Consider the following 12628-nt stretch of genomic DNA (forward strand, 5'->3'; position numbering starts at 1 on the left):
CGAATGGTCCACGCCAGACGACAGTGGTCGGGCAAGCCCGATTACGTTCCCGGAGGACCTATGACCGAGCGTCACGTGACCGTCGAAACCAGGGGGCGGACCGGCATCGTCTACCTGGACCGTCCCGATCGCCGCAATTCCTATACGCCGCTGATGGCCAATCAGCTGCAACAGGCGTTGGTCGAGTTCGACGCCGATCCCGGTATCGCCGCCGTCGTCGTCACCGGCCGCGGGAAGCATTTCGGCGTCGGCGCCGACCTGGGCCTGGACTGGCGCGATGTCGACGCGCACGCGGTGGAGTCGCTGTCCCGGCCGGACCAGGCGCCCTGGCGGCTGCGGACCCCCATCCTCGCCGCCCTCAACGGTGACGCCATCGGGGTCAGCCTGACCTGGGCCATGCAGGCCGATATCCGCGTCGTGGCCGCGACCGCGCGGCTGGCCTTCTCGTTCAACCGCGTCGGCATCATCCCGGACCGGGGTTCGATGTGGCTGCTGCCGCGCCTGGCCGGTTTCGGAGTGGCGATGGATCTCCTGCTGACCGGCCGGACCGTCGACGGCACCGAGTTCACCCGGCTGGGCCTGGCCACGCATTGCGTACCGGCCGGAGACGTCCTCGACCACGCGCTGGCCCTCGCCGAGGAGATGGCGCGGCGGTGCGCGCCCGCATCACTGACCGTGACCAAGCAGTTGATGTACGAGTTCCTGGAGACCGAGGACCGGCTGCACGCCTACAACCACGAGCGCCGCGCCCTGAACTGGGTACGGACGCTCGGCGAGACCCTGCGCGGTATCGCGGCATTCAAGGAGAAGAGGGCCCCGCAGTGGCAGACCACCAAGCACACGACCCTGCCGGCGGATCTGCGATGAGTACTGCTGCCGATGCGGCGCCGCACGCCGCCGTGCCCGGCGTACCGGACCTGACCCGGCTGCTGTCCCCCCGGTCGATCGCGGTCGTCGGCGCGACGTCGAAGCCGACCGGTCTCGGGAGCCGGACCCTGGCGCATCTCCGGGACGCGGGATTCTCCGGCACCGTGGTGACCCCTTCCGCGGACGAACCGCTGCGGGAGGAGGTGGATGTGGCCCTGATCAGTGTTCCGGCCGCCGCCGTACCCGCGGTGCTGGACTCCATCGACGGTCTGGCCCGGTTCGCCGTGGTGTACAGCTCGGGATTCGAGGAGGTCGGTGCCACCGCGCCGCGTACCTCGCGCGGCACGATCCTCATCGGGCCCAATACGGTCGGGCTCTACTACGCGCCGGCGCGGGCGGTGCTCACCTTTGCCCAGGCATTCGACTCCCTGGTGGACTGCCGGCACGGCAGCGGGGCGTTCCTGGTATCGCAGAGCGGCGCGTTCGGTGCCCGGGTGGTGAGCGCTGCGGCCCGGTACGGGTTCCATCTCGACGGGTTCGCCGGCACCGGGAACGAAGCACAACTCGACGCGTGCACCCTGGCCCGCGGTGTACTCGCGGCGGCGCGGCCCCGGGTGCTGATGCTCTATCTGGAGGGTCTGCGCGATACGGAGGCGCTCGAGGCGCTGCTGGCCGACGCGCGCGAGGCCGGTGTCCCGGTGGTCTGCCTGCTGGGCGGGCTCTCCGCCGCCGGTGCGACCGCGGCGGCTTCGCATACCGCGGCGGTCAGCGCCGACGCGGCGGTGACGAGCGAGGTGTTCCGCGCCTACGGCGCCGTCCTGGTGGGTTCGGACCGCGAACTCGTCGTCAGCGCGCTCGGTCTCACCCTGCTCGGGCCGGTGCGCGGTCGCCGCATCGGGATCGTCACCGGTTCCGGCGGGGCGGGGGTCGTCGCCTCGGACATGCTCAGCGCGGCCGGGACCAGCGTGCCGGCACTGAGTCCGGCCACCCGGCAGGAGCTGGCGCAGAACCTTCCCGCCATCGCGTCGACGGCCAACCCGGTCGATGTCACCGCCCAGGCCATCGGCGACGACGAGACCCTGGGCCGGGTGTGCCACATCCTGCGCGCCTCGGGTGAGGTCGACGCCGTGCTCGTCGTGGGACGGGAGAACCAGGCCGAGGCGGTGGGCGCGGTGGCCGGCGCCGCGATCCCGACAGTACTGGCCACCCTGGACCGGGAACCGCGCACGGTGCGCCCGCTCATCGAGAACGGCCGCGTCGTCCTTCCGGACCTCGATACGGCCTGCCGGGCACTGTCGGCCGCGACCGGGCACGACACCGGGCCGTGGACACGTCCCCGGCTCCTCCGGCCCGCTCCGGCGCGCCCGGCCCTGCCGGACGAGCCGCGCGCTTCCGACAGTCTGCGTCTCGTCGCGATGGCGGGGGTGGAGGTCGCGCCGTGGCAATCGGCGCGCACCCCGGAGGAGGCCGAACGGATCGGTACGGAGCTCGGCTGGCCGGTCGTGCTCAAATCCGATGTCGCGGCCGGTGTGCACAAGGCCCGTGCGGGTGGGGTGGCGCTCGATATCGATCGGTCGACGGTACGGCGGACCGCGGCGGAACTACTCGCCGGCAGCGGCACGGTGATCGTCGCGCGGCAACTGCGGTGTTCCCTGGAACTCTTCGTCGGTATCCGCCAGGACCCCCGGTGGGGCCCGGTGGTCTCCGCCGGACTGGGTGGCGCGCATATCGAACTGCTGAACCGCACCGTCGCCCTGCCCGTCTTCCTCGGCGAAGAGCACCTCGCCCACCGGCTCGACGACGTCCTCTTCTCCCGGGTGCCCGGTCGCTACGACGAGGTGGCGCCGGCACTGGCCCGGGTCGCCACCCGGCTCGCCGGCCTCGCCACGCGAACGGGTGCCGCCCTGGTCGAATGCAATCCGCTGGGCTGGCTCGACGGCAGACCAGTGGCTCTCGACGCGCGGGTGGTCCGATGAGCGCCGTGGACGAGTTGCGCGCGGCCCTGACCCGGACGCTGCCCGCCGAATGGACAGCGGCCGTCGAGGCCGGCGACCGCGAGCGGCTCGCCGAAATCCTCGCTGCCACGGGGACCGGCGAAATCGCCGAGCTGGTGCGGCGGGTCGCGCGCGCGGGCTGGCTGGTGCCCGAATGGCCGCGGGAGTACGGCGGCCGGGCGCTCACCCCCGACGAGACAGTCGATATCCGGCGGGAACTGGCCCGCTGGCGGGTCGGCACCGTCGAAAGCGCCATCGGGACCGGCTGGGTGGGCCCGGCCATCCTGAAATACGCGAGCGCGGAGGTCGCGGGGGAGCTGTTGCCGCCGATCGCGCGCAACGAAACCCTGTGGTGTCAGCTGTTCTCGGAGCCGGACGCCGGATCGGACCTCGCGGCGGTCCGCACCCGGGCCCGGCGCGGTGCCACCTCGTGGACGGTGACCGGGCGCAAGATCTGGACGAGTCGCGCCGACCGGGCCGAATGGGGCCTCGCGGTCGCCCGCACCGACGCGGAGGTGCCCAAACACGCGGGCCTGACCTGCTTCCTGATCGATATGGCCGCGCCGGGTGTCACGATCCGGCCGATCCGGCAGATGACCGGGGACGCCGAGTTCTTCGAGGTGGGCCTCGACGAGGTGGAGGTGCCGGACCGGTACCGGCTCGGCGCGGCCGGGCAGGGCTGGGAGATCGTGCGCTCCGTCCTGCAGTTGGAGCGGATGGCCGGATCCGGGGCGGGCGCCGCGACCCCGGGGTCGATGGTCGGCCGCACCATCGAGGAACTCGTCGCCGAACATCTGCCGGACGCCTCGGCGGTCGAGGCGGACACCATCGCGCGGTTGTGGATGGAAGCGCGGGTGATCGCCTGCAACAACCGTCGGCATGCGCTGCACCGCGCGGCGGGACTGCCCCCGGTGGCCGGTGGTACCCCCTACAACAAGGTCATGCAGGCCGAGCACACCAAACGGCTGCAGCGCGCGTTCCTGGAATTCGGCGGGCTCCCGCTGCTGGCACACGCGCCCGGCGATCGCGGGGCCGCCCACGACATCTGGGCGTTCCTGCGCGTCCAGCCGAAAACGGTGGCCGGCGGCACCTCCGAGATCCTGCGCGATCAGATCGCCGAGCGGGCACTCGGAATGCCTCGCGGTACCGACCCCAGCCGGACCGGGTCCTGGCGTTCCTTCATCGACTCCTCGGGAGCGGGCACATGAGACTACCGTCGGCCGAACAGTACGAATTCGTCGCCAGTGTGGAGGCGATCCTGCGCAAACACGATCCGCTGCGCGGCCTGCGGGCGGGGCCGGGATCGCCGGCGCCGCGGGAGGATCTGTGGCGGGATCTCGAAACCGTCGGCGTTCTCGAACCGCTGGACGACGAAGATGTGCTCACCGCCTGTCTGATCGCCGAAGCGCTGGGACGTTTCGCGGCACCCGTTCCGTATCTGGCGCGTACGGTGGGCCGGGCGGCGCTCGCGGCGCTGGGCGGTTCATCCGGCGACGAGGACGCGCCGACCTTCGGTTTCTTCAGCGCGCGGGGCACCTTCGCCGTATCGCGGCTGTGCCTGCGGGACTCCCGGGTGGACGGCAGGCTGCCGTTCGTCCCCGACGCCGCTATATCCCGCACGGTGGTGGCGATCACCGGCGCCGATCCGCGCGCGGTGGTGCTGCGCGTCGCGGACGCGACGCCCACGGCACTGGTGACACTCGACGCGACCCAGCCGATGAGCGCATTGGAGTTCACCGGCGCCGCGGCGCGCGTGCTCCCGATCGCGGGGGACGCCCTGACGGCCGCGCTGGCGCGGGTGCGGCACCTGGGTACCGCGATCCACTGCGCGGGGCTCGTCGGCGCGATGTCCTGGCTGCTCGACACGACCGTCGCCTACGCGGGGCAGCGGGTGCAGTTCGGGCAGCCGATCGCGTCGCGGCAGGCGGTCAAACACGCCTGCGCGGAGATGCTCGCGCGGGTCGAGTCCAGCCGGGCTTTGCTACTGGAGTTGGCGGATGCGCTGGCGGGCGGTGCGCGGGACACCTCGGCCGAGCTGCTCGTCTCCACGGCGAAGGGATTCATTTCGGAGGCCGCCGAAGAATGTGCCGCCCGGGCCTTCCAACTGCACGGCGGTATCGGTTTCACCTGGGAATACGATCTGCACCACTATTTCAAACGCTGTATCGCCGGTGCGGCGTTGTTCGGGTCGGCGGCCCACCACCGGGGCGAGGTCGCCGAGGCATTGCGCACGCAATTGGCTCCGCTCACCTGAATATTATTCAGTCTGGCGGAATTTTGCTACGATGCGGCGACGGAATCCGGCCGAGAGCAGTGGGGTGTGTGCGGTGGCAGAAGGATCGATCGCCAGGACGCTGCGCGTCCTCGAGGCGGTGTGCGCCAAGGGGCCGCAGTCCCTCAAGGCGCTCGGTGATCAGCTCGACCTGGCCCCGCCCACCCTGCTGCGCATCCTGCGCCTGATGGCCGAAGAGGGCTATGTCACCCAGCTGCCGGACCGCACGTGGCGGGGCACCATGCTGGTCTGGAGTCTCGGGTGCGCGGTCAACGCCTCGGTGGGGGTTTCGGCACTGGCACGCGAACACACCGACATCCTGACGACAGAACTCGACGAAACCTCCGTGTACGCCGTCCACGAACAGGGCACCATCACCTACGCGGCGCACTCCGAGCCCACCAAGCCGGTCCGGGCGCACGTCCGGCTCGGCCGCCGCTACGGTCTGCTGTCCACGGTCACCGGCCACGCCGTACTGGCGTGGCTGAACGACGAGCAGGTCGACAAGGCGCTCGCGGAACAGCGGGCAAGCGGCGAGCTCTCCGAGGCGGGGGATGTCGCCGCGCAGCTGGTGAGTATCCGGGCACACGGCTACGCGAGCGGCACCGGGATGCAGTGGCGGGACCTGTGGGCGGCGGCCGCCCCGGTCTTCGATGCCTCGGGTCAGGTGGTGGGTGCGCTGGGTGTCTCGGTGCCGGCGGGCCGGTCCGAGGCGCTCCAGGACCGTGCCGTCGAAGCCGTGGTGCGCGAGGCGGATGCGATGACGCGGCGCCTGGGCGGGACCCGGACGCGCAGTGCCGCGCTGGAGGCCTGACGCGGCGCCGCCGCGCGGGTGGCCGGAGGAACCCGCGGGGCGGCGCGGATCAGCGGGGGACCAGGTCCAGCGTTCGCGCCACGATCGCCTTCATCACCTCGGAAGTGCCGCCGTAGATGCGGGCCACCCGGGCGTCGGCGTACATCCGGCAGATGTCCTGCTCCCAGGTGTAGCCGTAGCCGCCGTGCAACTGTAGGCAGGCGTCGACCACCCGGCCGTGGAGTTCGGTGCAGAAGAGTTTGACCTGCGCCGCCTCGGCGGGTGCCAGGCGACCCGCTTCGTGCCGCCGCATCGCCCGATCCACCAGCGCCTGGCCGGCGCCGATCTGCGTGGCGAGTTCGGCCAGTACGAATTTCGTGTTCTGGAAACCGCCGAGCACGTTCCCGAAAACCCGGCGTTCGCGCACATAGGCGCAGGTCAGCTCGAGCGCCGCGACGGCCTGCGCCTGCGAGTTCACCGCGATCGACAGCCGCTCCTGGGCCAGATGGGCCGAGAGGTACCCGAATGCCTGCCCGGGCTCGCCCAGGATGTTCTCCGCCGGCACGGTGATGTCGTCGAAGAACAGTTCGGTGGTGTCCTGGGCCTTGAGGCCCAGTTTCTCGAGCGGCGCGCCCCGGGTGAACCCGGCCATGGTGGCCTCGACGACCGCCAGCGTGAGCCCGTGCCGGCGGTCGGCCGCCTCGTCGGAACGGGCGACGACGAGGATCAGATCGGATTGGGCGCCGCCGGTGATGAAGGTTTTGGACCCGTTGAGCACCCAATCACCGCGATGCCGCCGCAGACTCGTCCCGATACCGGCGAGATCCGATCCGGCACCCGGTTCGGTCATCGCGATGGAGGTCATGAGCTCACCGGAAGCCATCCCCGGTAACCACCGTCGCCGCTGGTCCGGCGTGGCGAGGGTGGTCAGGTAGGGCGTCACCACATCGGTGTGGACGCGCAGCGACCCCATGGTCGCCCGCTGATAGGCGACCTGTTCGGTGACCACACAGTTGAACAGGAATCCCCGCTGCCCGCCCCCGCCGAATTCCTCGGGGATCTGCAGACCGACGAGCCCGAGCCGGCCGGCGGCCCGGTAGATCTCGCGCGGCACCATCCCGGCCCGCTCGAATTCGGCGACCCGCGGGGCCACCTCCTGCCGGAGGAATCCCGCGACACTCTCGGCGAAATCGGTATGGTCGCCGCCGTAGACGTCCCGGTCGGCGTAGCCGGTTCCCATGGCGCTCATGTGTGCCGCTGGCTGCCGCTCACACCCAGCACCTGGGCGCCGAGCATATTGCGCATCACCTCGGCGGTGCCGCCACCGATCGAGAGCCCGCGCCCGTCCCGGAAATACCGTTCGACCGGCCACCGGCGCGAATAGCCGCGGGCGCCGTGGATCTGGATCGCCTCGTTGGTCACCCGCTGCACCATCTCGCTGCTGTGCAGTTTGGCCATCAGCGTCGCGGTCTGGTCGGGGAAGCCGTCGGTTCCGGTACGGGCGGCGCGCCAGAGCAGCATGCGGGAGATGTGGACGTCCATCGCCATATCGGCGATCTTCCACTGCAATCCCTGGAAACTCGCCAGTGAACGCCCGAACTGCCGCCGGGCGTTGAGATGGCCGACGCTGGCGTCGAGGGCGGCCTGGCCGAGACCGGTGCACATCGCGGCATTGCCGCAGCGCTCCGGATTGAACTGGTTGACCAGGATGCCCGCGCCCTCTTTCGAGTCGAGATACGGCCACAACAGGACGTTCTCCGGTTCGATACGCACATTGTCGAAACGCACCAGGCATTCGCCCACGCCGCGGATCCCCATCTTGGGATCCACCACGAAATCGCTCATCCCGTCGGGCCGGCCCTGCACCACGACCGCGCCGATCCCGTACGGGCCCGCGCTACCGGCCAGCCGGCAGAACACGATCGTGGTGTGCGCCTCCCGGCCACCGGTGATCCAGCATTTGGTACCGGAGAGCCGGAATCCGTCGCCGTCCGGGGTGAGGGTCGTCCGGAGGTCGGTGCCCGCGCTACCCGCCGCCGGTTCGCTCATCGCGATGGCGAAATGGTTCGTGCCGGTGGCCACCCCGGGGAGCAGCCGGCTCCGTAGCTCGTCGCTGCCGAGCACATTGATCGCCCGCCAGGGGCCGTTGAGGAACGGCTGTACCGCCATGGCGGTGGACAGGCAGGCCCGCGCCAGTTCCTCGACGACTATGCACCCTTCGAGTAGCCCCTCGCCCCGGCCGCCGAACTCCTGCGGCACGGTGAGCCCGATGAGTCCCGCCTCGCAGACGGCCTCGAAGGTCTCCCGGGGGAACTGCTCGGACTCGTCCCAGCGATGGGCGCGCGGACGCAGTTCCTCCACCGCGACCCGGCGGGCGGTCTCCCGGATCTCCCGCTGCCGCGGGGTCAGTTCCGCCCACATACCGTCCCAGGAGATCGCGGGGTCGAGCAGCGCCGGCTCCCATACGTCCCGTGTCGGGTCGAACATCACATCGTCGGCGGCCTGCACGGCGTCGAGGGTCATTGTCACTGGCCTTTCGGAAAGCGGAGAGGAGGAGGTCGGCGCGGGGCCGCGTCAGCGCGGGGCCATTCGGATGGCGCCGTCCAGCCGGATGGTTTCGCCGTTGAGCATCGGATTGCCGATGATGTGCGCGGCGAGATCGGCGAATTCGACCGGATCGCCCAGCCGTGCCGGATGCGGAACCGACGCGGCCAGCCGCTCGCGGACATCGTCCGGAACACGGGCGAGGATCGGGGTATCGAAGAGGCCGGGCGCGATCGTGCACACGCGGATGTGATGGCGGGCCAGGTCCCGCGCCGCGACGATGGTCATCCCCACCACGCCGGCTTTGGATGCCGCGTAGGGGAGTTGCCCGATCTGGCCCTCCCACGCCGCCACCGACGCCGTCAGGACGCACACCCCGCGTTCGCCGTCCTCGTCGTCGTGCCGGGCCATGGCGACGGCGGCGTGCCGCAGCATATTGAAGGTACCGAACAGGTTGGTGCGCACCACGGTTTCGAAGGTGTCCATCGAGCCGGGGCCGCCGTCGCGTTCGATCACCCGCACCGGCCCGCCGCGTCCGGCGCAGTGGACGAGGGCGCGCAGCGGCGCGCGCTCCTCGGCGGCGGCGACGGCGGCCGCCACCTGCGCATCGTCGGTGACATCGGCGGAATGGAAGGAGGCGCCCACGCCCAGTTCCGCGGCCACCGCGGCGCCGGCGCTGGTGGGCAGGTCGACGAGCACCACCTGGGCGCCCGCGTCGAGGAGGCGGCGGGCGGTGGCACGGCCGAGGCCGGAGGCCGCCCCGGTAACCAGGGCGGAGCTATCCGTGATGTTCATAGGTGTCCTCTCGCCGGAGCGGCGGTGGTGGTGATCAGAGACGTTCGAGGAGCGTGGCGTTGGCGAGACCGCCCGCCTCACACATCGTCTGGAGTCCGAGCGCGCCGCCGGTCTGCTCCAGGTGGTTCAGCAGGGTCACGAAGAGGCGGCAGCCCGAGGCGCCGAGCGGGTGACCGAGCGCGATAGCGCCCCCGCGCGGATTCAACCGCCCGGGATCGGCGTCGAAGGCCCGCGCCCAGGCCAGCGGAACGGTCGCGAAGGCCTCATTGACCTCGTAGGCGTCCAGATCCGCGAGGGTGATGCCGGTGCGTTCGAACAGGCGGGTGGTGGCCGGAATCGGTGCGGTCAGCATCATTTCGGGGTCGTCGCCGCAGACCGTCGACCCGGCCACCCGGGCCCGGGCCCGCAGCCCCAGCTCCACGGCTTTCCGCTCGTCCATGAGCAGCACGGCGGCGGCCCCGTCGGTGAGCTGTGAGGAGTTCCCCGCGGTCACCGACCATTCGTGGTCCGGGAGCAGCCGGTCGTAGTCGGTGCTGCGGAAGGCGGGCCGTAGCGCGGCGAGCCCTTCGGTGGTGGTGGCCGGCCGGATGGTCTCGTCCGCGGTCACCGTGGTGCCGTCGGGGAGGGTGAGTGGGACGATCTCGTTGGCGAACCCGCCGTCCACCGCGGCCCGGTGCGCCCGCCGATGCGACGCGGCGGCGAACTCGTCCTGGTCGCGCCGGGACAGTGACCAGCGCTGTGCGATACGTTCGGCGGCGACACCCTGCGGGACGAGATCCGGGAACCGCGCGCGCACGGACGGGCCCCAGGGGTCCTGGTCGAGCCGGGCGATACCCATCGGCACCCGGCTCATCGATTCGACCCCGGCGGCGATGACGATCTCGTGCCGGCCCGAGGCGATCCCCTGCACGGCGAACTCGATCGCCTGCTGGCCCGACCCGCATTTGCGCTCGACCGTGGTGGCGGGCACGTGGACGGGATAGCCGGCGGCGAGCCAGGCCATCCGGCCCGGGGTCGCGGATTGTTCGCCCGCCTGGCTCACACAGCCGACGATCACATCGCCGACACTGCCGGGGTCGAGAGCGGACCGGTCGACGAGATGGGTCAGCGTCTGCGCCAGCATGTCGACCGGATGCAGCCCGCTCAGAGCGCCGCCCGGTTTCCCGCGGCCCATCGGGGTCCGCACACCGTCGACGACGACCACGGTGCGGAGCTCGGTCATCGGCGACCCTCCCGGGTACGACGCGGGTTGCTGCCACGGCCGGGCAGTCCGGCGACTTTCCCGGCGACACTGTGGAGTTCGTCCGGCGCGTCATCGGGCGCACTGCGGGGGCGGGTGTCTGTAGTGCTCATGGACATGGTCCTTCGTGGTGAGGAGGCGGGTGTGCGGAGCCGGCCGGATCGGTTCGATCCGGGGGCGTCCCTCAGCGCTGCCGGCCGTATTCGTCGTCGGCCCAGCGGACCAACCGCCCGCCGATGAGCCCGATGACGGCGCTGAACAGGACGCCCAACAGCGAGATCGTGACGACCCCGACGTACATTCGGTCCGGGACGAACACCTGCCAGGCATGCCAGGTGTAGTAGCCCAGCCCGTTGTTGGCGTTGACGAATTCGACGGCGATGACCAGCAGCATCGAGATGCCCGAGGCGAGTTTGAGACTGGAGACGATCTGCGGCAGGCAGGCGGGAATGATCATCCAGCGGAACCGCTGGGCGCGGGAGAGCCCGTAGGACCTGGTCACCTCATGGTAGGCCGTGGGGATCATCATGGCGGCCGAGAGCGTGGTGAAGGCGACGATATAGAAGGTGCCGAGCCCGATGAACACGAGCTTGGGCATCTCGCCGAGGCCGAAGACCAGTAGGAACAGCGGTAGCAGCGCCAGTTTGGGTATGACGTACAGACCGCGCACGAGCGGTTCGAGCATCCAGCGCAGCACCCGGGATTGGCTCATGGCCAGACCCACCACGATCCCGGCCAGCGTGCCGAGCACGTAGCCGGTCAGGAGCCGGCCCACGGTGACCCGCAGTTCACTCCACAGCATGCCGGAGGTGGCGTCGGCGAACGCTTTGTTCGCCACCGCGGTGGGATGGCTGAAGAAGCGGGCGTCGATCCACCCGGCCCGGGCCGAGAGCTCCCAGGCGATCAAGACCCCGACCGGCAGGAGGAGTCCGAGCAGGATGCGCAGGATCAGGTCACGTCGTGCCTGCTCGTGCGCCGAGCGGGTCCGGTTCTCCGGTACGCGCTCGATCCATCGGTCCTGCGTAGCGGTGTCCGATTGCGTCGTACGGTCGGTCATCGGGTTCCTCCTGTCGCGACGTGCACCTCACCGCGCAACCTGGACCACAGGTCTTCCTCCAGCCGGACGAACTCGGGGTCCTGGCGCAGTTCGGGCTTACGCGGGTGCCCGAAGGGGACGTTGATGAGTTGCTGGATGCGGCCGGGCCGGGCCGACATCAGGGCGATCCGGTCGGAGAGCAGGATCGCCTCGTCCAGGTTGTGCGTGACGAAGAAGACCGTGTACTGGTGTTCGCGGACGATCGAGATCAGCTCCTCCTGCAGTACCTTGCGCAACTGCGCGTCGAGGGCGGCGAAAGGCTCGTCCATCAGCAGGATCTCCGGTTCCACGACGAAGGCCCGCGCGAGGGCCACCCGCTGCTTCATCCCGCCCGACAGGTTGCCGGGGAAGGCCTTCTCGAAGCCGCGGAGCCCGACCCGCTCCAGCCAGCCGTGTACGCGGTCCCGGGCCGCACGGCGTTCGACACCGGCCGCGTCCAGGCCGAGGCGCACATTGTCCTCGACGGTGCGCCACGGAAAGATGCTGTACTCCTGGAACACCGGCGCGACCAGCGGTCTCGCCGGATTCTCCTGGTGCAGGCGGACGCGGCCCGCGGTCGGCTGCTGCAGCCCCGCGATCACCCGCAGCAGAGTCGATTTCCCGCAACCCGAGGGACCGACCACGGAGAGGAATTCGCCGTGCCGCACGGTCAGATCCACGTCCGCGAGCGCCACGACCTCTTCGCGGCCGCGGGGCCGGTAGCGGTAGTCGAGGCCTTCGATCCGGATCTTGTCGGCTGTCCGCGCCTGTTCGGGGTGGGCTCCCGGCCTTTCGGGCGGGCCGTCGGTGACGGTGTGCGTATCGGACACATTCGCTCCAAAATTCGACTCAGCGAAATCAACTTCTGCTGACGGCAATCATCGAGGCTGGTTCCGGATATGTCAAGGGTCACACTGTTGCCCTCCCGCCGCGGCGGTCCCGGTGTGGCCGCCGGATACCGGCCGCCGGATACCGGCCGCCGCGGGGGCATAGGGATCACCGATAGGTCCCTTCGAAAACGAGTCTTTGCCCGATGAGGCGCGCGCGA

At 70.6% G+C, this 12628-nt stretch carries 12 protein-coding genes; 5 read left to right on the top strand and 7 right to left on the bottom strand.

The genetic code is table 11. The annotated features are described in order from the left end of the window. Window positions 1-60: 60 nt before the first annotated feature. The 5 genes from AB0H42_RS24670 (at window position 61) to AB0H42_RS24690 (ending at window position 5947) form a co-directional block, all read left to right on the top strand. Window positions 61-867, top strand: coding sequence for an enoyl-CoA hydratase-related protein (locus tag AB0H42_RS24670; protein WP_357059745.1), 807 nt, complete (start codon window positions 61-63; stop codon window positions 865-867). Further along, window positions 864-2843: an acetate--CoA ligase family protein gene (locus tag AB0H42_RS24675; RefSeq protein WP_357059747.1), complete on the top strand. Its 1980-nt coding sequence runs from the start codon at window positions 864-866 to the stop codon at window positions 2841-2843. The genes AB0H42_RS24670 and AB0H42_RS24675 overlap by 4 nt, the downstream gene beginning before the upstream one ends. After that, window positions 2840-4069, top strand: coding sequence for an acyl-CoA dehydrogenase family protein (locus AB0H42_RS24680; protein WP_357059750.1), 1230 nt, complete (start codon window positions 2840-2842; stop codon window positions 4067-4069). The genes AB0H42_RS24675 and AB0H42_RS24680 overlap by 4 nt, the downstream gene beginning before the upstream one ends. Beyond that, window positions 4066-5115 carry an acyl-CoA dehydrogenase gene (locus AB0H42_RS24685; RefSeq protein WP_357059753.1) on the top strand — a complete coding sequence of 350 codons (1050 nt, stop codon included), beginning with the start codon at window positions 4066-4068 and terminating at the stop codon, window positions 5113-5115. The genes AB0H42_RS24680 and AB0H42_RS24685 overlap by 4 nt, the downstream gene beginning before the upstream one ends. A gap of 73 nt (window positions 5116-5188) precedes the next feature. Then, window positions 5189-5947 carry an IclR family transcriptional regulator gene (locus AB0H42_RS24690; RefSeq protein WP_357059756.1) on the top strand — a complete coding sequence of 253 codons (759 nt, stop codon included), beginning with the start codon at window positions 5189-5191 and terminating at the stop codon, window positions 5945-5947. A gap of 49 nt (window positions 5948-5996) precedes the next feature. Here the strand turns inward: AB0H42_RS24690 and AB0H42_RS24695 are convergent, their stop codons facing one another. From AB0H42_RS24695 to AB0H42_RS24725, 7 genes are all read right to left on the bottom strand, one after another. Beyond that, a complete protein-coding gene (locus AB0H42_RS24695; RefSeq protein ID WP_357059759.1) occupies window positions 5997-7175 on the bottom strand; it encodes an acyl-CoA dehydrogenase family protein in 1179 nt (392 codons plus the stop codon). Beyond that, window positions 7172-8449 (bottom strand): acyl-CoA dehydrogenase family protein, encoded by a 1278-nt coding sequence (locus tag AB0H42_RS24700; protein ID WP_357059761.1) that lies wholly within the window; start codon window positions 8447-8449, stop codon window positions 7172-7174. Before AB0H42_RS24700 ends, AB0H42_RS24695 begins: the two co-directional genes overlap by 4 nt. A gap of 51 nt (window positions 8450-8500) precedes the next feature. Then, window positions 8501-9265, bottom strand: a complete 765-nt coding sequence (locus tag AB0H42_RS24705; RefSeq protein ID WP_357059763.1) for an SDR family NAD(P)-dependent oxidoreductase — start codon at window positions 9263-9265, stop codon at window positions 8501-8503. A 34-nt stretch (window positions 9266-9299) separates the two neighbouring features. Continuing rightward, window positions 9300-10487: a thiolase family protein gene (locus AB0H42_RS24710; RefSeq protein WP_357059766.1), complete on the bottom strand. Its 1188-nt coding sequence runs from the start codon at window positions 10485-10487 to the stop codon at window positions 9300-9302. Continuing rightward, window positions 10484-10618, bottom strand: a complete 135-nt coding sequence (locus AB0H42_RS24715; protein ID WP_357059769.1) for a hypothetical protein — start codon at window positions 10616-10618, stop codon at window positions 10484-10486. The genes AB0H42_RS24710 and AB0H42_RS24715 overlap by 4 nt, the downstream gene beginning before the upstream one ends. A gap of 71 nt (window positions 10619-10689) precedes the next feature. Beyond that, the gene (locus tag AB0H42_RS24720) at window positions 10690-11562 is read right to left on the bottom strand and encodes an ABC transporter permease (protein WP_357059772.1); all 873 of its coding nucleotides are present in this window, start codon (window positions 11560-11562) and stop codon (window positions 10690-10692) included. Then, window positions 11559-12410, bottom strand: coding sequence for an ABC transporter ATP-binding protein (locus AB0H42_RS24725; protein WP_357059774.1), 852 nt, complete (start codon window positions 12408-12410; stop codon window positions 11559-11561). Before AB0H42_RS24725 ends, AB0H42_RS24720 begins: the two co-directional genes overlap by 4 nt. Window positions 12411-12628: the final 218 nt, after the last annotated feature.

Source organism: Nocardia sp. NPDC050799 (assembly GCF_040654015.1).
Classification (GTDB): Bacteria; Actinomycetota; Actinomycetes; order Mycobacteriales; family Mycobacteriaceae; genus Nocardia.